Origin of the sequence: Veillonella atypica, from assembly GCF_041431435.1 — a bacterium.
Taxonomy (GTDB): domain Bacteria; phylum Bacillota; class Negativicutes; order Veillonellales; family Veillonellaceae; genus Veillonella; species Veillonella atypica.
Map to the genome: position 1 here is coordinate 206,730 of NZ_JAPVXV010000001.1, position 19,401 is coordinate 226,130.

20 protein-coding genes are annotated in these 19,401 nt (G+C 35.3%); 13 read left to right on the plus strand and 7 right to left on the minus strand.

What is annotated here, in order from left to right; translation table 11 throughout:
* Positions 1–10: 10 nt before the first annotated feature.
* The 7 genes from O3598_RS00915 (at position 11) to O3598_RS00945 (ending at position 7,465) form a co-directional block, all read left to right on the plus strand.
* Positions 11–1,213 (plus strand): bifunctional 3,4-dihydroxy-2-butanone-4-phosphate synthase/GTP cyclohydrolase II, encoded by a 1,203-nt coding sequence (locus tag O3598_RS00915; RefSeq protein ID WP_060807168.1) that lies wholly within the window; start codon positions 11–13, stop codon positions 1,211–1,213.
* Between the two features lie 51 nt (positions 1,214–1,264).
* Positions 1,265–1,726, plus strand: coding sequence for a 6,7-dimethyl-8-ribityllumazine synthase (gene ribH, locus O3598_RS00920; RefSeq protein ID WP_005377561.1), 462 nt, complete (start codon positions 1,265–1,267; stop codon positions 1,724–1,726).
* 195 nt (positions 1,727–1,921) lie between these two features.
* On the plus strand, positions 1,922–2,800 hold the full coding sequence (hslO, locus tag O3598_RS00925) for an Hsp33 family molecular chaperone HslO (protein WP_287504664.1): 879 nt from the start codon (positions 1,922–1,924) through the stop codon (positions 2,798–2,800).
* A gap of 76 nt (positions 2,801–2,876) precedes the next feature.
* Complete coding sequence (gene mtnP / locus O3598_RS00930; RefSeq protein WP_005383365.1) at positions 2,877–3,671, plus strand: S-methyl-5'-thioadenosine phosphorylase; 795 nt, start codon at positions 2,877–2,879, stop codon at positions 3,669–3,671.
* Positions 3,672–3,714: 43 nt separating this feature from the next.
* Positions 3,715–4,773: an S-methyl-5-thioribose-1-phosphate isomerase gene (gene mtnA / locus O3598_RS00935; protein WP_371451455.1), complete on the plus strand. Its 1,059-nt coding sequence runs from the start codon at positions 3,715–3,717 to the stop codon at positions 4,771–4,773.
* A gap of 91 nt (positions 4,774–4,864) precedes the next feature.
* Positions 4,865–6,109, plus strand: a complete 1,245-nt coding sequence (locus O3598_RS00940) for an adenosylhomocysteinase (protein ID WP_105084141.1) — start codon at positions 4,865–4,867, stop codon at positions 6,107–6,109.
* A gap of 72 nt (positions 6,110–6,181) precedes the next feature.
* Complete coding sequence (locus O3598_RS00945) at positions 6,182–7,465, plus strand: amidohydrolase (RefSeq protein WP_316584680.1); 1,284 nt, start codon at positions 6,182–6,184, stop codon at positions 7,463–7,465.
* A gap of 82 nt (positions 7,466–7,547) precedes the next feature.
* Here the strand turns inward: O3598_RS00945 and O3598_RS00950 are convergent, their stop codons facing one another.
* Positions 7,548–8,297, minus strand: a complete 750-nt coding sequence (locus tag O3598_RS00950; protein ID WP_316584681.1) for a class I SAM-dependent methyltransferase — start codon at positions 8,295–8,297, stop codon at positions 7,548–7,550.
* A gap of 148 nt (positions 8,298–8,445) precedes the next feature.
* Between O3598_RS00950 and O3598_RS00955 the strand changes: the two genes are divergently transcribed.
* The 3 genes from O3598_RS00955 (at position 8,446) to O3598_RS00965 (ending at position 11,203) form a co-directional block, all read left to right on the plus strand.
* Positions 8,446–9,384, plus strand: coding sequence for a DUF1848 domain-containing protein (locus O3598_RS00955; protein WP_316600157.1), 939 nt, complete (start codon positions 8,446–8,448; stop codon positions 9,382–9,384).
* A 149-nt stretch (positions 9,385–9,533) separates the two neighbouring features.
* The gene (locus tag O3598_RS00960; RefSeq protein WP_316584683.1) at positions 9,534–10,448 is read left to right on the plus strand and encodes an HAD family hydrolase; all 915 of its coding nucleotides are present in this window, start codon (positions 9,534–9,536) and stop codon (positions 10,446–10,448) included.
* Between the two features lie 11 nt (positions 10,449–10,459).
* Positions 10,460–11,203 (plus strand): DUF4241 domain-containing protein, encoded by a 744-nt coding sequence (locus tag O3598_RS00965; RefSeq protein ID WP_060807160.1) that lies wholly within the window; start codon positions 10,460–10,462, stop codon positions 11,201–11,203.
* A 90-nt stretch (positions 11,204–11,293) separates the two neighbouring features.
* On the opposite strand, the gene O3598_RS00970 is transcribed toward O3598_RS00965, so the two are convergent.
* Positions 11,294–11,443, minus strand: a complete 150-nt coding sequence (locus tag O3598_RS00970; RefSeq protein ID WP_005377529.1) for a hypothetical protein — start codon at positions 11,441–11,443, stop codon at positions 11,294–11,296.
* Between the two features lie 152 nt (positions 11,444–11,595).
* Here O3598_RS00970 and O3598_RS00975 point away from each other — a divergent pair, with 152 nt between their 5' ends.
* A complete protein-coding gene (locus O3598_RS00975; RefSeq protein ID WP_371451457.1) occupies positions 11,596–12,900 on the plus strand; it encodes a WG repeat-containing protein in 1,305 nt (434 codons plus the stop codon).
* Positions 12,901–13,048: 148 nt separating this feature from the next.
* On the opposite strand, the gene O3598_RS00980 is transcribed toward O3598_RS00975, so the two are convergent.
* Both O3598_RS00980 and O3598_RS00985 read right to left on the minus strand, forming a co-directional pair.
* A complete protein-coding gene (locus O3598_RS00980; RefSeq protein WP_005377496.1) occupies positions 13,049–13,663 on the minus strand; it encodes a phosphatase PAP2 family protein in 615 nt (204 codons plus the stop codon).
* 157 nt (positions 13,664–13,820) lie between these two features.
* Positions 13,821–15,179: a VanW family protein gene (locus tag O3598_RS00985; RefSeq protein WP_005377518.1), complete on the minus strand. Its 1,359-nt coding sequence runs from the start codon at positions 15,177–15,179 to the stop codon at positions 13,821–13,823.
* Between the two features lie 112 nt (positions 15,180–15,291).
* On the opposite strand from O3598_RS00985, the gene O3598_RS00990 reads away from it, so the two are divergent.
* Positions 15,292–16,302 (plus strand): site-specific integrase, encoded by a 1,011-nt coding sequence (locus O3598_RS00990; protein ID WP_227041097.1) that lies wholly within the window; start codon positions 15,292–15,294, stop codon positions 16,300–16,302.
* Between the two features lie 75 nt (positions 16,303–16,377).
* Here O3598_RS00990 and yneA read toward each other — a convergent pair whose 3' ends face one another.
* Entirely contained in the window at positions 16,378–16,680 is a 303-nt protein-coding gene (gene yneA, locus O3598_RS00995; RefSeq protein WP_227041098.1) for a cell division suppressor protein YneA, read from the minus strand.
* A 212-nt stretch (positions 16,681–16,892) separates the two neighbouring features.
* Here yneA and lexA point away from each other — a divergent pair, with 212 nt between their 5' ends.
* A complete protein-coding gene (lexA, locus tag O3598_RS01000) occupies positions 16,893–17,570 on the plus strand; it encodes a transcriptional repressor LexA (protein WP_005377476.1) in 678 nt (225 codons plus the stop codon).
* A 34-nt stretch (positions 17,571–17,604) separates the two neighbouring features.
* Here the strand turns inward: lexA and O3598_RS01005 are convergent, their stop codons facing one another.
* Positions 17,605–18,540: a bile acid:sodium symporter family protein gene (locus tag O3598_RS01005; RefSeq protein WP_005378974.1), complete on the minus strand. Its 936-nt coding sequence runs from the start codon at positions 18,538–18,540 to the stop codon at positions 17,605–17,607.
* A 12-nt stretch (positions 18,541–18,552) separates the two neighbouring features.
* The gene (gene panC / locus O3598_RS01010; RefSeq protein WP_005383350.1) at positions 18,553–19,395 is read right to left on the minus strand and encodes a pantoate--beta-alanine ligase; all 843 of its coding nucleotides are present in this window, start codon (positions 19,393–19,395) and stop codon (positions 18,553–18,555) included.
* Between the last annotated feature and the right edge of the window lie 6 nt (positions 19,396–19,401).

Genomic DNA, 19,401 nt, shown 5'->3' on the forward strand with positions numbered 1-19,401 from the left:
AGTTGTCTCCATGAATTATACATTGAATACAATTGAAGAAGTTCTTCAAGATATGAAAGTTGGTAAACCTGTTATTATCGTTGATGATGAAAGTCGCGAAAATGAAGGGGATTTAATTATCGCTGCCGAGTTTGCTACTCAAGAAAACATTAATTTCTTTGTTAAATATGCACGTGGTATCGTGTGCACTCCAATGAGACGAGAAGCTTTGGAACGCCTCGGTATTCCTGCAATGGTTACAAAGAATACGGATAATCATGAAACAGCATTTACTGTTACCGTTGACCATGTAGATACAACTACAGGTGTTTCTCCTGCAGAACGGGCGTATACGATTCAAAAATTATTGGATCCTAATGCAAAAGCTGCTGATTTCCGTAGACCTGGACACGTATTCCCATTGGTATATAAAGAAGGTGGCGTTCTCGTACGTCAAGGTCATACTGAAGCATCTGTTGACCTTTGTCGTCTTGCTGGTTTGCAAGAGGCTGCTGTTATCTGTGAAATCACTAAAGATGATGGTGATATGGCACGTTTACCGGATCTAATCGAATTTGCTAAGGAACATGATTTGAAAATTGCGTCCGTAGCAGAACTCATCGAATATCGTAAACAACATGAAGATATGATCGGATTAGGCGCTTGTTCCAAATTACCAACAAAATTTGGCGATTTCAATATCTTCGTATTTAAAAATGACTTAGATCATAAAGAACATTTAGCTATTGTTAAAGGCGATGTACAAGATTGTGAAGATGTGCTTGTACGCATTCACTCCGAATGTTTAACAGGGGATGTATTTGGTTCTAAACGCTGCGATTGTGGTGAACAATTAGAAAATGCATTACGCTCCATCGAAAAAGAGGGCAAAGGCGTTGTCGTGTATATGCGTCAAGAAGGTCGTGGTATTGGCTTAACAAATAAAATTAAAGCCTATGCATTACAAGAACAAGGTCTTGATACAGTAGAAGCGAATGAACAATTAGGTTTCCCTGCAGATATGCGCGAATATTCTTTAGCGGCTCAAATTATTCGATTCTTAGGTATTAAGAGTATCCGTTTATTGACGAATAATCCTGAAAAACGCCATGGCTTAGAACATTGGGGTGTTGATGTACACAAACGTGTACCTCTCATTATTCCTGCTAACAAATTTAATGCAGGCTATTTAAAAACAAAAGAAGAAAAAATGGGACATATGTTAGAAGACTAATTTTTCTTTCGTTATATAGACATTTAATCTAAATTCATAGGAGGCTATAACATGATGGTTCAAGAAGGTAATTTGGTTGGTACTGGTAAGAAATTTGCCATTATTGGTTCACGTTTCAATGAGTTCATTACATCTAAATTAATTGGTGGCGCAGAAGATTGCTTATTGCGTCATGATGTTAAACAAGAAGATATTACAGTCATTTGGGTTCCTGGTGCCTATGAAATTCCTTTGATTGCAAAAAAAGCAGCTTTATCTGGTCGTTATGATGCTGTTATTTGTGTAGGTGCCGTTATTCGTGGGGCTACTACACATTATGACTATGTTTGTAATGAAGTAGCAAAAGGTATTGCTCACGTTTCTTTAGAAACCGGTATCCCTGTTATGTTCGGTGTAGTAACAACTGAAAATATTGAACAAGCTATCGAACGTGCTGGTACAAAAGCGGGTAATAAAGGTTACGATTGCGCTATGGGGGCTATTGAAATGGTTAATCTTATCGATCAAATCTAAATTAACCTTTGAAAACACTCGGTATCGTATGATACTGAGTGTTTTTTATATCGAAAATATGTTCTTTTACTAGAAAAGATACTTAAACAAACATATGTTCCTGCATAATGGAAAATATACATATATCATGCTATACTATATAGGCACTAAAGAGTGTAATACATAATAATTTGATTATATATAAGGAATGATTGAATGGATTATATAAAACGTTTTACTACCCGTGAAGGGGTTCGTATGTCATTAGCCGTTACAACGGATACGGTAGAGACCGCGCGCGTACGTCATGATTTATGGCCAGTCGCAACAGCTGCTCTAGGACGTGCCATGACGGGTGCTCTATTATTGGCGGGTGATTTTAAAAATCACGAGAATGTAAGTCTTCGCATTAAAGGTGATGGCCCACTCGGTGTTGTACATGTCGATGCATTTTCTGATAATACTGTTCGCGGTTATGTAGATGAGCCACATGTGGATGTGCCATTAAAACGTGCTGGAAAACTCGATGTAGGTGCTGCAGTCGGCCACCATGGGGAAGTACAAGTTACAAGATTCACTAAATTGGCTCAAGATTATACATCTACTAGCCCTATTCAAAGTGGTGAAGTAGCAGAGGACTTGGCGTATTACCTTTATACATCTGAACAGGTGCCATCTACGATTAGCTTAGGCGTTCTCGTAGACCCAGATTATCATACCATTGTATCTGGTGGTTTTATCGTACAAGCTTTACCTGATGCTACTGATGCTGCATTGGCTATGGTAGAAAAGAATATCAATGAATTAGGACCTGTTACAGAATATTTAAAAGAACATCCTGATGGTAAAGGCCTTGTTGAGAAAGTGCTAGACGGACTTACTGTTAACGAAGTCTATAACGAACCAGTATTTTTTAAATGTCGTTGTAGTCGTGATCGATTCGCTGGCGTTCTTATGACATTGCGTGAAGATGATAAGAAATCCCTCTTAGAAGATGAAACAACAGAGCTAGTTTGTCATTACTGTAATGAAAAGTATCATTTCTCTAAAAAAGAACTAGAAGATATGTTTACACCTAAAGGACCAATTCAATAATAGAACTTTTTCTATAGATTGTTTTATCATTATATGCGAAAATATAAAAATAGAGTATTTTTAATAGGAGGCAACTATGAGTGCAATCGGTGTAATTGGCGGAACAGGTGTTTATGATCCGTCTATATTTGAAAATATTCATGAAGAATCCTTGATGACTCCTTATGGAGAGATTGATTATGTTCAAGGAACATATAAAGGTAAAACTGTGATTTTTGTAGCTCGTCATGGTAAAGACCATACGATTCCTCCACATAAAATTAATTATCGTGCCAATATTTGGGGCCTAAAAAAGCTAGGCGTTAAATTTATTATTTCTACGACTGCTGTAGGTTCTTTGAATAAGAATTTTGAACCTGGTCACTTTGTTTTAACAGATCAATTTCTTGATTTTACAAAAAATCGCGTCACTACATTCTATGAAGGTGGCGAGCGTCCGGTAGCACATTTAGATGTGACAAATCCATATTGTCCTGAGCTTCGTCAAATCATTGAATCTGTAGGTAAAGAACAAAAATTGTCTATTCATAATGGCGGTACCTATGTATGTACAGAAGGTCCACGTTTTGAAACACCTGCTGAGATTAAGATGTTCCACATGCTTGGTGGCGATACAGTAGGTATGACAAATGTACCAGAGGTTAATCTAGCAAACGAAGCGGAAATGGCGTACACAACAATTTCTATGATTACGAACTATGCAGCTGGTATTTCTGAAAATGCTCTTACTCACAGTGAAGTAGTTGAAATGATGGGCGAAATGGCATCTCAATTGAAAGCTCTTATTTTAGGTACAATTGAGGTGATTGATATGAACGCAGATTATGCAGCTCATCATCGCATGGCTGAGTATGGTGGTTTTAAATTATAAGAGTTCGTATCCATTTTGATATGACAATGTGGAGGGAGTTCTCATGAACAATATTGAATGGCGTGATGGTACGCTCATTTTATTAGATCAAACAAAATTACCAACTCATGTGGAATATTTACAGTGTACCTATTGGCGACAAGTGGCGGAGGCTATAAAGATGCTTCGTGTCCGTGGAGCTCCTGCTATTGGTGTCGCTGCAGGGTATGGCCTTATTTTAGCGGCTGCGGAGGCGAATCGTTTAGCTGTTCCCTTTTCTGAACAGCTATCAACCTTTTATGAGTGGAGTGAAGAATTAAAGGAAACTCGACCGACGGCGATTAATTTAGCTTGGGCTGTTAATCGTATTATAGCGATTGTGAAAGCCGGTCCGTTTGCGTCTATGCATGAAATTATAGACCGCATCACGCATGAAGCCATTGTTATCCATGAAGAGGATGTACAACTTAACACACGTATGGCTATTAATGGGGCCACTTTATTTAAAGGAAAACAAAATTTACGAATCTTAACACATTGTAATGCCGGTGCTTTAGCTACAGGTGGTCTTGGCACTGCACTTGGTGTGATTCGTAAACTACATGAACAGGGACAATTAGAAATGGTATATGCTGATGAAACGCGTCCTTTATTACAAGGTGCACGTTTAACGGCTTTTGAACTCCATGAAGATTGTATTCCTGTTACATTAGAGACAGACAATATGGCGGCCTATGCAATGCAACAAGGTTTAATTGACGCTATTATAGTTGGTGCCGATCGCATTACAACAGAAGGTGATGTAGCTAATAAAATTGGTACTTATGGATTAGCAGTGCTTGCAAAATTCCATAATATTCCATTTTATGTAGCTGCTCCATATAGTACATTTGATTTTACACTCAAAGATGGTAAGGATATCCCCATTGAAATGCGCGCTGATGATGAAGTGTTGACATTCCAAGGTGTGCCATCTGCGCCTACGGGTATTCATGTATTAAACCCTGCTTTTGATGTAACACCTCATGAACTAGTAACAGCTATTATAACTGAAGAAGGTGTTTTAACACCAAACTATCAAGAGTCTATTGCTCGCTTACAATCCGTTGTTGACAATAAGTAGATGTCATTACGGATGTATATAAAACTTATCATGTTAAAGTAAGTTCTTTTCATAACCTGTATATTATTAATTGAAGAATGAAGGGGTACATATGCAATCATTAATTAAAGATATCAATCTCGCTGCTGAAGGCCGTAAAAAAATCGATTGGGTTTCTAATTTTATGCCTACTCTAAATACATTAGGCGATCGTTTTGAAAAAGAACAAACTTTCAAAGGCCAAACAATTGTTGTTTCCGTTCACTTGGAAGCTAAAACTGCATACCTTGCAACTGTGTTAAAGCGCGGTGGTGCTGATGTCATCGTTACAGGTTCAAACCCTCTTTCTACACAAGATGATGTAGCAGCAGGTCTTGTTGACATGGGTCTTACTGTATATGCTTGGTACGATTGTACTGATGAAGAATATTTTATGTTCCTTAACAAAGCATTAGATCATAAACCTCATATTATCATCGATGACGGTGGTGATCTTGTTAATTTATTACATACAACACGTACTGATGCTAAAGAACGTTTGTTAGGTGGCAGTGAAGAAACTACAACAGGTGTTCATCGTTTGTATGCATTGGAACATGCTAAACAATTAACATTCCCTATGATTGCTGTTAATGATTCTAACTGTAAATACTTATTCGATAACCGCTATGGTACAGGCCAATCTGTATGGGATGGTATCATGCGTACTACCAACCTTACAGTAGCAGGTAAAAACGTTGTAGTTGCTGGTTATGGCTGGTGCGGTAAAGGTGTTGCCATGCGTGCTAAAGGTTTAGGCGCTCACGTATTTGTTACAGAAGTTGACCCTATTAAAGCTATTGAAGCAGTATTTGATGGTTTCACTGTATTGCCTATGGTAGAAGCTGCTAAAATTGGCGATATCTTCTGTACGGTAACAGGTTGTAAAGATGTTATCGTAAAAGAACATTACGAAGTTATGAAGGACAAAGCCGTTCTTTGCAACGCTGGTCATTTTGATTGCGAAGTTAATGTTCATGATTTAGAACAAGTTGCAGTTAGCCATGAACGTGTTCGTCAAAATATTGAAGGCTATACAATGGCTGATGGCCGTAAACTCTATGTATTGGCTGAAGGTCGTCTTGTAAACTTAGCAGCAGGCGATGGTCATCCTGCTGAAATTATGGACTTGTCCTTTGCTATGCAAGCATTGGCTGCTGAACATGTATTAAACAATGGTAAAAACATGGAGCCAAAAGTGTATGTATTGCCTCGTGAACTTGATGAAGAAGTAGCAAAAATTAAATTACACTCCATGGGTTACGATTTAGATGCGTTAACACAAGACCAAATCGATTACTTAACAAAGGTAAACTAATATAATCTTTAACTTGAACATCTAATTAACAGAGTCTATATAGACTCTGTTGTACCTATACAAGGAGGCATTATGTCAGATTTATTAATTACCAATGTAGATGTTCTTACCGACAATGGAACATTAAAAAATCATGCTATTGCAATCGAAAATGGTTTTATTACTGCTATCTTAACCGGAGAAGAAGCAAAATCTGCACAATCAAAGGAAACACTAGACGGTAAAGGTCAATTGGCCGCTCCAGGTCTCGTCAATACACATACACATATAGCGATGGGATTATTCCGTAACTATGCTGATGATTTAGAACTTATGGATTGGCTTGAAACAGCGATTTGGCCAACGGAAGCCAAATTGAATGACAATCTGGTTAAATGGGGTACACAACTAGGTATTGCAGAGATGCTACGTTCTGGTACGACTACATTTAGCGATATGTATTTCTTTATGAATATAACAGCTGATGTTGTGAAAGAAACCGGTATTCGAGCTGTATTGTCCCGTGGTCTTGCCGGTGTTTCTCCTACAGCTGATCAAGCGCTTGTGGAAAATGTAGATTTGTTCCGCACTTATCATGGTTATGATAATGACCGCATCAAGGTCCTATTAGGACCACATGCGCCATATACTTGTCCAGATGCGTATATGGAAAAGGTTATTGCTTTATCTCATGAACTAAATTGTGGCATTCATATGCACTTATCCGAAACAAAAGGGGAAGTGGAAAATGTTATAAAAGCGACTGGTAAGACACCAATCGCTCATATGCATGATTTGGGTTTGTTCTGGAATACTACATTGGCAGCTCACTGCGTACATGTAACAGAAGAAGATATGGCTATTATGGCTGAAAATAATGTAGCTGTAGCTCATAATCCACAATCTAACTTGAAACTGGCTAGTGGTATTGCGCCTATTCCTGAAATGATAGAAAAAGGGATTACTGTAAGTCTTGGTACAGATGGTTCTGCATCAAATAACAATGCGGATATGCTTGAAGAAGTTCGTTTAGCAGCGACATTACATAAAGCTCGTCTCTATAATCCTAAAGCTATTCCGGCACAAGCGGCTTGGAATATGGGGACTGTAGAAGGGGCCAAAGCTCTTGGATATAATGACCTCGGTAAAATTGCAGTAGGTCAACGTGCCGATATCGTATTATATGATGTATCTGGTATGCATTGGATGCCTCGATATAATGATGTAGCAGCACTTGTATACTCAGCTAATAGCTCTGATGCAAATACAGTTATTGTAGCTGGCAAGGTTCTTATGAAAAATAAAGAACTATTGACTATCGATGAAGAAAAATTGCGTAGCGAAATCGGTAAGGCTCAAGAGTATTTTAAAAACTAAGATTATATACCTCATATAACGAAAACCCACTCATGATATAGTTCATAGAGTGGGTTTTGTATTGTCTAGCGTAATACGAATTCTATTTAATCGCTTTCACCAAAAACATAGGCACAGGAATATAAAATTCATCCTCTTCTGCATAGATACGAGGTCCTACAGTTGAATCAATAGATACAGAACTAACACCCATCTTAGTGAGCAATTCTATGTCCCATTGTGGACGTGTAAAGGAAGAAATATCGAGCATATGATAAATGGTATGACAACGTTCCTTTAGTTCATTACTCACATGTTCATGTGCATGATGTACAGATTGTGGTAAATTATGATGATTGCGTGCATGTTCCGCATCATAGTTTAGAATTAATCCGCCAGGACGGATGACACGCAACCATTCAGCATAGGCTTTATCTGGATGTGGTAAATTCCATGTTACATTACGGGCTACAACGATATCAAAGGTATTCGTATCAAAACTTAAATTTTCAGCATCCATAATAGAGAAGGTAGCATCAGAATTTAGTGATTCGGCCAGTTGGTTAGCTTCATCAATCATATTTGGGGTAATATCAATACCATGTACTGTATGACCCAATTCAGAGAGAATAATACTGAAAAAACCTGCACCACAACCAATATCTAAAATACGTAAAGAACGGTCAGAATCAAAAATATGACGCATTAACTCATCACGCCAAAGCTTAAGTTTAGGGCTTTCTAATTCTTTAGCTCGTAAAGAGCCAAAATCACGAGCTCGGTCACTCCAATAGGAGGTAATAAACTTTTTATCATCCTTCATAGGATGATTTTTTTCAAATATATCATTCATTTTTTCAGTTCTCCTCATTTTTAATACACTTAATAGTACCATAAAATGAGAATGTACCATACTATAAATATCACACTTACTCCATAAATAATTAATATTGAGTATGATATAATACATCTATATTTTTGTTTTATGAAAGGACAGGACAATGATTTTACAGACGGGACAGCGTACGGATATTCCTGCCTTTTATGGGCAATGGTTAATTAATCGCGTCCGCCAAGGATTTGTAGATGTACGTAATCCCTATAATCCGATACAGATAACACGATATCCTATCAATCATGAGGTCGTAGATGGTATTGCGTTTTGTACAAAGAATCCGTTGCCTTTCATTCCGCTCTTACATGAAATAAATGATTATAGACAGTATTGGCATATGACTATAACTCCATATGGAGCAGATATAGAGACTAATGTACCACAAGTGGATTTAGTAATAGACGGATTTAAACACATATCTACAAAACGTAATCCTCAGTCCATGGTGTGGCGTTATGATCCTATTATTTTAACCTCAAACTATACAATTGATTTTCATTTTGAAAGCTTTTATAAAATGGCTAAGTCTCTAGAAGGCTATACAGATACCGTAGTTGTTAGTTTCATAGATATATTTGATAAGGTAGCTCAGAACTTTCCCGAAGGTTATAGACCGAGTTTAGATATTCAAATGAAGATCATTAAAGAATTAGTATCTATAGCTCATTCTCATCATATGATACTTAAAACCTGTGGAGAAGGGGACGTTTTCAAAGAATTAGGTGTTAATACAGAGGGCTGTCTTACGCTAGACTGTTATGAACGTGCTTGGAACGTAAAATTAAAAGCACCGAAACGTACACCAGCTAGACCAGAGTGTAATTGTTATTTACATGGTGATATAGGTGCCTATGATACTTGTAGCCATTTTTGTCGCTATTGTTATGCTAATAGGAATCAGGCTGCAGTTCATCAAAATCGCTTATTACATGATCCGAACTCTAGCTTGCTTATTGGTACACTTTCAAAAACAGCAATTATTAAAGAGAGTGCGGAAAAAAGTTGGATTGTAGATACAAATTACACACAAGATTCTTTATTTTAAGGAGAATTATAACCTGCTTTTAAGCCTATAGCGTTGACGTATCGTGTAAAATATAGACAAAAGGGGTTATCAAAGGGACATCTCAGGAATATAAGAGGGTGTAAAGCCTATTTTTGGTTTATTGTTTTATTATTACAAGGAGGTGGAGTATGATCACCTATAAGAATGAAAGTAAAGATTCATTACAATCGCTAGAATCATCTATGCCAGTTCTTGCTATGTGCTATGATTTTGATAAGACATTAACACCTGATGATATGCAGGCACAAGGCTTTATCCAATCTGTTGGCTATGATGAAGAGCAAATCAAACAGTTCTGGCAAGAATCTAATCAACTGGCTAAGAAAAATGATATGGATAATAACTTGGCTTATATGTACAAGATGATTCAAGAAGCAGTGGGCCGTTTTTATGTAACTCGAGAAAAGCTTATGGAATATGGCAATCAAGTGAAACTATATGAAGGTGTTCGCACTTGGTTTGAACGTATTCGTGAATATGGTTTAGAACACGGTGTATGCATTGAACATTACATCATATCTTCTGGCTTAAAAGAGATGATTGAAGGCACTGAAATGGCAAGAAATGGGGCTTTCAAAAAAATCTATGCCAGCGCATTTATGTTTGACGATAAAGGCGTAGCCGTATGGCCAGCACAAGCCATCAATTACACGAATAAAACCCAGTTCTTATTCCGCATACAAAAAGGTGTATTAGATATAAATGATCCTGGTGTAAACGATTATATCCGTCCTGAAGAACAACGTGTACCGTTCCGCAACATGATTTATATAGGTGATAGTGATACAGATATTCCTTGCATGAGCCTTGTCAATGTCAATGGAGGGCATTCAATCGGTGTTTATGATCCAGATAGCAAGAATAAGGATAAAGTATATAAAATGATGCAACATCATCGCATTCGTTATTACGCACCAGCAGATTATACAGATGGATCAGATTTAGATACTGTAGTTAAACAAATTATTCAGAAAACAGCAGCTTATGAAGCATTAGAACAACAATATGTACGTAATAAGCATGAAGCAGAATCACATAGATAGGAGTTTCTATAATGAATACACAGGATATATCAAAAGAATGGATAGACACATTTAATCATCTCGGCAGTGAGGGGAAATTAAAAGCGCCTGTCGATTATCATGCCATATTCGAAGCTGATGAACTATTTGGTAAAAAACTATATACATTGCCGATGGGATATATAACTTTACCAACAGGTCGTATTTTTGCGTGTGATCCATTAACACATTTAGCTGCTGTTGATAATAAGACATATATACGTACCGTAGATCCTGGAACATATCCAATAGAAACTAAAGTAGCTGAACTAGATACAGATTATTATCGTTATGTATTAACTAGGGTGTTGTTTAAGAATACAAAACCTGTACAATATGAGTTAGCCCTTAAAGGTCATGAGGATTTAAGCGAGTTAGAAGATGGTGAAAGTTATATTGGTTTTCCTGTAGATGCTGGATTGGCAACACTTGTTGATGAAGCAACTGTAACTGCGTATAGAGAATTTGATCGTCATTGGTATGAACAACATCCTAATGGCAATATTTATGATGATTACTTTGACGAGCTATTTAAATTAAATGCTATCGCTTATCCTAAATTTCAACGACCTGGTGGCGATTGGATTAACTTTAAAATTCCAAACACCGATTTGTATGTACCGATGATACAATCTGGCTTTGGTGATGGTTTATATCCTGTATATTGGGCTTTTGATGAAGCCGGAGATATATGCCAAATTATTATTGAATTCATAAGCTGTAGCTCTAATGAGTAGTAATAAAAATAGTATATAGATCTATGGATAGAAAAATAAGGCGCTTAGCAATGCTAGGCGCCTTTAATGTATTAATTTTTTATTTGATTATTAGATGCCAAAAATCCAGTTAATAACTACACGTAAACAACTGAGACCTACAACGATTTCTGCAAGAAAACGCAAGGAATGTTCCATACCATTTCCGAGATTTTTTAAACTGCCAATTTTAGCTTTACTTACGATATCACACCAGCACATATAGTGATCCTCCCTTGAGAGTTAATATGAGAAATATACATAGTTTATATGACTATTTTACAACTATATTCGATAAATTTCAATATAGAAAATAAAAATTATGATAAAATAATAATAATTATTATTGTGTTATATGAAAGAGGGTATATTTTATGAGGAGAATTTTTATTGCTTTAGCAATACTTCTTGCACTAGGTAATACGGCTGAAGCTAAAAACTATATTACGTTAGAATCGCCATCAGGAAATACAATTGTTGATGAAACAGGTAAGTGGATTTTAGGTCCTTATAAAGATTTACATGTAAATTACATTATTGACTTTGGAGAGAACTATGCATATGCTTCGTTTTATGATAATGGTCAAAAACGCTATATAAATTTAAATACGATGGTTTATTTACCGGCAGGATATGATTACGAGTTTTCTTATGAGTATGCAAAGGCTTTGACAAAGGGTGGATTTAAGTTAGTAAAGTCTGATGGTACATATGCTATAAATGATGTTGTTAGTGCTTATAATTATTGTTCGGATAATTTAATATACGGTAAAAAGGGTGAGTTTTGGTATCTTTATAATATAAGTACAGGTTCATTAGTTATAGATAATCCTATTACAAGTACATGGGAAAATGTAAATAAATATTATAATGGATCTGGAGCGGTTGTACTATTAAAAATAGATACAGCAGACGGATATGTCAAATATGTAACTAATGATGGTATAGAAATAGATGAGGATACTGCGATTCATAATATAAATAAATATAATTATGAACTCATGGATGGTGCTGGTACTGGAGATGGAGAAGGAAATGGTTATAATGGAATTAGATATAGTCGACAACCGGCTACTCAATTCATACCATTTTCCATTGTTGATAAAAAAGGGAAAACTTTATATGGTATTAGATTATCGAATGATAATGTATTAATTGCTCCTAAATACAATTATATAGAACCTTTAGGAGATGATTTTAAGTATTTTATTGCTGCGGATAAACATAATAAATATGGTATTATAAATGTTGTAGACCAAGTAGTCATACCATTTAAATATGATTCCTGTAAAAGATTAAGTGATCGTAGCTTTGTGTTAAAAACAGCTGAAAAATCTTATATTTTTAATGCAGAAAGTGGAATATTAGTTGATAAGGCTTATGATACGATTGACACATCAAAACCAATTTATATGATTGATAAATTTACTGTAGCCACATTAGAAAATAAAAAATATATAATTGATTCTAATGATGGTCATATAATATTAACATTGCCAGAAACAATTGATGATATCACGGCGTATTATGATAATTTATATGTAGTTAAATCTGGTAATACATATGGTCTTATGAATATGTATGGTAAAATTTTAGTTAATCCTGAGTTTAATAAAGTTACTATTGATGAGCCTATATTTAATAATTATATGAAATACTTATCAGAACGTGATGATTGATATATTATAAAAGAGTAAATTAGCTTATAGAAATATAGGCTAGTTTTTCTTTTTTATATAATTACTTCCGATAACGATAATTTATCGGAAGTAATTTAAGGCATAAAAATTGGGCCTAAGCTAGGCCCAATCAATATTTTCAAGGTTATTAGTTTTTACGTTTAAATGTATATGGTTCGTATTCTACTTCGTTTTTACGACCAGTCCACCAAGACCATAAGGCTTTTGCGATTTTCCATGCAATGCAACCTACGATAATACCTAATACTAATCCAGTTAATACATCTGTTGGATAATGTACAAATAAGTATACTCGTGCAAATGCTACTACACATGCACCAATCAACGCTATAACGCCCCAGAATCTCTTTGTTGGACATATATTACTTAATCCTAAGTATAATGCTGTTGCAGCCGCAAATGACCCAAAACTATGCCCTGATGGAAATGAATATGTCGTTGCTGCTGGTGGCGGTGCTACCAATGGTACTTCAGGGAAATCTACAAATGGTCTTAAACGCGCTACATGAGGTTTTAACCCTTGGTCGCCTATGATGAATACTAAGACTAAGGAAATGAACATTCCAAGGCCAATAACGCGATATTTCTTTTGAATCATTAATATAATAGAAATTAAGATCCATAAAGCACCTGCACTTGTTATTTTTGATAACCAGTACATGATTGGTGTTAAATAAGAACTAATAAAATGTTGTTGTATATAAAATATGACTGTATGGTCAAATTGTAAAATTGTATCCATAGTGAACCTCAACTTATGATTTTAATTGATAATTATCGAGAATGAAATGTGTCATTTTAGCGTTTTCAGGTACAAACACCTTACTACAAGTTAAAATAATAGCCTAATCTATGCATTCGGTCAATAGATTAGGCCATATTTAATAGAATGTTAATATTTATCTTTTTGTTTTACTCTTTGGTGAGTCTTTTTTTGCAGGTTCTGGTGCTGCAGGTTTCTTAGTAATAATCGTATCTACTGGATCATATGTAGACTCAAATACATCTGTTGTAGTGACCCAATTACCATATGTTATTGTACGATATGTATTAATTCTAAATCCAATATGACCTTCTTCTGTACTATCCTCTTTGGCAGAAGGATCTATTTTGGTAATCGTTTGATTTGGAATATCCGTACGGTCGCCAACACTGATAGAAACAGACTTCGGTACGTCTTCTGGTACACCTATGATATATATTGTTAGTTGTCCGTTATTCATAACACTTAATACATAGATATTATGAGCATATGGGTTTTTAAATTGAAAGTCCAAATATCCGTATGCAACGGTTGCATCACGTCCTGCAGGAATATAGCTAACAGGTTCAAAATGAGGTGTCCGCTCAATGATGTTCATACCAGATAGTAATGCAGTGTTAAATAATGTAGAGCTAACTTGGCAAATACCGCCACCAATACCCGGTACTAATTTTCCATCAATAATAACCGGTGCATCATCATAGCCAGCTTCTGCCGTACGTTCACCGACGACATCATTAAAGGAAAAGACCTCGCCTGGTTTGACTAATGTACCGCTAATTTTGGTTGATGCTAGCTCAATATTATGAGTTCTATTGGTGTTAGACGTATCAAAATTTGTAGTATAACTACCTAGAACAGCTGTTAATGGTTTTACATCATCGTTTGTAACACGAACTGTATCTTTAGATGTAAATTCTATAGAAATGTTGTTAAAATCATTTTCTTCTAGTTGAGCTTTTAATTGTTTAATTGTCTCATCAATATCAACGCGTTTTCCTTCTTTTGAAGGTGTCATCTTGACTTGGCCATTTTCAACCGTTAATAACGCATCATGACCTGATACATCGATTTGTTTTGCTAATTCTGTAAAATATGCTTTTGCTGTTACTTCATCAAGTTTATATACAGGATTTATATGTACTTTATAGATAAAAGCAGTAATCCTATGCATGATGAGCATTTTTAAATCATCTTCATAACCATAGGTAAAAATATTAGATTCCGTACTAGCTGTATCAAGCGTAATTCCTAAATCTTTTACTTTTACTTGTCGCGTACCTTGATTTGGTATTGTTATCGTAATTGTTTTATTATTACTAGCCTCTGTATGAATTAAGGAGCTAACAGCATCTCTAGAATATCCTGAGATATCTTGATCCTCATAATACAGGCCATATGTAATTGTGCCATCCATAGGAATTAAGCTGCAACCACTAGTAAATAGACAAAAACCGATTAATACACTACATAATAATTGTTTTAAGTTCATCATTATATCTTTCAAATAAAATTCGAGAAATTTGGTTCAAAATCATCTAATTATAGCATAATTCCATGTTTCTATGTGATACAATAATAGCATAGTGTTAGTAAAAGGAATATATATGTCACAGTCTAAAGAAGAGAAAAAACATTTCTATTTGCGCCATAATGATGCGTTAATGAATAGTACAAAATTATCGATGAAAGCAAAACAAAGCATTTTACTTTCAAAGGCTGAAAATACAGTAAATGCCTATGAGTCAGATTGGGATGACTTCGTTGATTGGTGTAATTACCAAAAGGTATCCTATTTTCCAGCAACACCAGAAACAATTGTCAATTATATTAATGACTTAGCAGATTATGCAAAGGCTAATACGATTGCTCGTCGCATTAGTGCCATATCAGAAAACTACAATGCTTCTGGGGCTAGAGAAAATCCATGTATGTCCCCTCTTGTGAAACAAGCTTTGCGAGGGATACGACGTTTAAAGGGAACCTTTCAACAAGGTAAGACCCCTATTTTATTAGATGATATTGAAGATATTTTAGAATGTATCGATGGTAGTGATATTCCAAAGATACAGAAATTACGAGATAAAGCAATTTTACTCATTGGATTTATGGGGGCTTTTAGACGCAGTGAAATTGCAGCCTTAACTGTAGAGAACTTAAAGTTTTCTCCACAAGGTCTTGAGATATTTGTCGCTTCATCTAAAGCTGACCAAGAAGGTCAAGGTGCTATTGTAGCGATTCCAAGTCTACAAGGTTCTCCATTGGATGCCGTACGAGCTTTAAAAAAATGGTTAACTGCCAGTGGCATTACATCTGGACCTGTATTTCGGGGCTTTACTAAATCAATGTCATTACGAAAAACGGCAATTTCTGATAAGTCCATTGCAGAGATTGTAAAAAAATATATTTCTCTTATCGGACTCGATCCTGCCATGTATGGTGCTCATAGTTTAAGGCATGGCTTTGCTACGACTGCAGCCGCTTATGGCGTCGAGGAACGTAATATCATGCGTCAGACGCGACATCACAGTGTAAATATGGTACGCCGTTATATTAATGAAGCAAATAAATTCGTCGATAATCCTATCTCAACAATTTTTGAAAAACGATTAAAATAATATTATATAATGAAAATGGCTAGTATAGATGGTTTTCTCATTGAAGAACATCTATACTAGCCATTTCGTATATATTTAATTTTGAGCCATATAGTCCATAGCTCTTGTTGGACTATCAGTTTTATATACAGGCACCTTTATTTTGGTCCCTGGTGTTAAATTACCAGAATCAGAAATATTATTTAATTCCTTTACTGTATGTACTACCTCACGAACATCCACATTAGATGCAGTTGAACGCGATGCAATATCCCATAAGGTATCTCCAGATTTTACAGTAATCTCTTGAACACTATGTGATTCCATAGCAGGAGTTGTTTGTTGATAACCGATAACCATTGCAAAACAGATACCAAGCATAATCATAATGTGTCTCATAATACATTACCTCTTTTATTTATCGAACATAAAATTCAGAACGTTTGTTTGTTTACAATAAGATAATAGCACACAAACGGATGTTCGGTCAAGCATTTTAAGAACAAATGTTTGCAAAAGTATAAAAATATCTATATAATAGGGATATAAAGAAAATAATTATAGTATACACTTTTACATATCCCATTTTTAGTACATATATGGAGGTTCCTGTGAGACGCCCAGCTACTGATATTAATACAAAACAACGTCGTATATTAGAGTTTATTCGAGATTCTTTACATAATGAATATCGTTGCCCTACTGTTCGTGAAATTTGTGCTTATGTAGGTCTTAGTTCTACGTCCACTGTTCAATCACATTTAAATACATTAGAAAAATTTGGGTATATTAAACGCGATCCTAATAAAAACCGTGCTATTACGATTTTAGATGAAGGAAAACCGAAGGTTTCTGTATCTAAAGAGAACAATGAAACTACTAGCTCTGATAATTTTGAATTCCTTGGTGCAGGATTAAAACAAGTTCCTCTTATCGGTACAGTACAAGCAGGCACACCAATTACAGCTGTTGAAAATTTAGAGGCTACATTGACCTTACCTGTTCAGCTTACAGGTGATTCTGATTGCTTTATGCTTCGTGTTCAAGGGGAATCGATGATGAATATTGGTATGTATGAAGGCGATATGTTAATTGTACGTCATCAAAATACAGCCAATAATGGCGATATTGTGGTAGCTCGTATTGATGATGAAGCGACTGTAAAACGTTTCTATAAGGAAAATGGTCATATTCGTTTACAGCCTGAAAATGATAATTTTGATCCTATTATTGTTGATGATTGTCATATTGAAGGACTTGTCATTGGATTAGTACGTGATAGAATATAACAAAAAGACGGCAACATATGTTGCCGTCTTTTTGTTATATTGAGATTTTATTTCTACGTATACTAGCGAAAATTGCACCAGATATATTATGCCATACACTAAAAATAGCTCCTACTAGAGTTGCGAGAGGGTTTAAAGCAAAATTAGTTGCTGCTAGCGTTACGGCTAACCCACTATTTTGCATACCTACTTCTATTGCTAATGCAGTAGTTTTATCGTATTTTAATTTAAGAGTTTTTCCTACAATTAACCCTAATAGTAATCCTAATACATTATGTATACCAACAATAATAAGAGTTAATAAGCCAGAAACCAATAGTTTATCCCTATTAACTGCAATAATAGCTGCTATTAATAATATAATAGCAATCATTGAAAATATAGGACTTATACTGGTAAGTGTATTAATGTGTGATTTACAAACATATTGAATGACACCACCTAATAAGATTGGTATAATAATGACTTTCACCATTGTAATCATCATTGGTAGCAATGCAACATCTACCCAAGCACCACCAATATATAAGATTAATAATGGTGTTACAATGGGTGCTATTAATGTCGATGTAATTGTCATTCCTACTGATAGTGGTACATCACCTTTAGCGATGTAGGTTATAACGTTACTAGCCGTGCCACCAGGACAGCAACCAACTAATATAACGCCTATTGCAATATCTGGTGGTAAGGTAAATATATGGCAAATTCCCCATGCTAATAAAGGCATGATTGTGTATTGTGCAAGCACTCCAATACAAATATCTTTTGGATGCCTAAAAATATTACATAGGTTTTCAAACTTAATTGTAAGGCCCATACCGAACATAGCGATACCAAGTAAAAATGGTGTATAAGCAACAGCCCATGTAAAATATGAAGGAACTATATAGGCCATACATGAAAAACCGATGATTAGAACCATTAAGTATTTAGAAATTAACTGAGTCAGTGTTTGTAAATAGTTCATAGTTTCTCCCTTCTAATTTGCATCGAAGGAAAAGTTATCGATAAGTCGCGTAGATCCAATATATACAGCCATAGCGACTAATACTGGAGATGTAATCTCATGAACTGGTTGCATTGTATTAGCATCAACAACTGAAACATAATCTATCTTGGCTAAGGGCTCAGTATTAATAATTTCTGTCATAGTATTAATGATACTATCAGCAGAAGCACCATGTTTAATGGTTTGTTTTCCCATTTGAATAGCTTTATATAATATGGTAGCCGCTTTTCGTTCTTCCTTAGATAAATATGTATTTCGAGAAGATTTTGCTAGACCATCCGATTCACGAACGATTGGCACTCCAATTATATTGACCGGAAAATTTAGATCATAAACCATTTTACGAATAATGGCTAGTTGTTGTGCATCTTTTTCACCAAAGTAGGCATTGGTAGGTTGAATAATATTAAATAGCTTCGTTACAACCGTACAAACACCTTTGAAATGAATAGGTCTACTAATACCACACAATGTATCAGATAACTCAACAATATTTACAAATGCTTTTCTATCATGATACATTTCATCTGACGTTGGAGAAAATATAATATCCGCCTTATGGGCTTCACAAAGGGATTTATCTCTATTAATATCACGTGGATAAGAATTTAGGTCTTCGTTTTCACCAAACTGAGTTGGATTAACAAATATAGATACAATGACCTTATCATTATCCTTTCTAGCTTGATCTATCAATGCGGCATGACCATCATGTAAATATCCCATTGTTGGTACAAAACCAATAGAATATCCCTTATCTTTCCAATGGTTTACTATGCTGCGTATATTTTCGATTGTAGTTATAATTTCCATAATAAT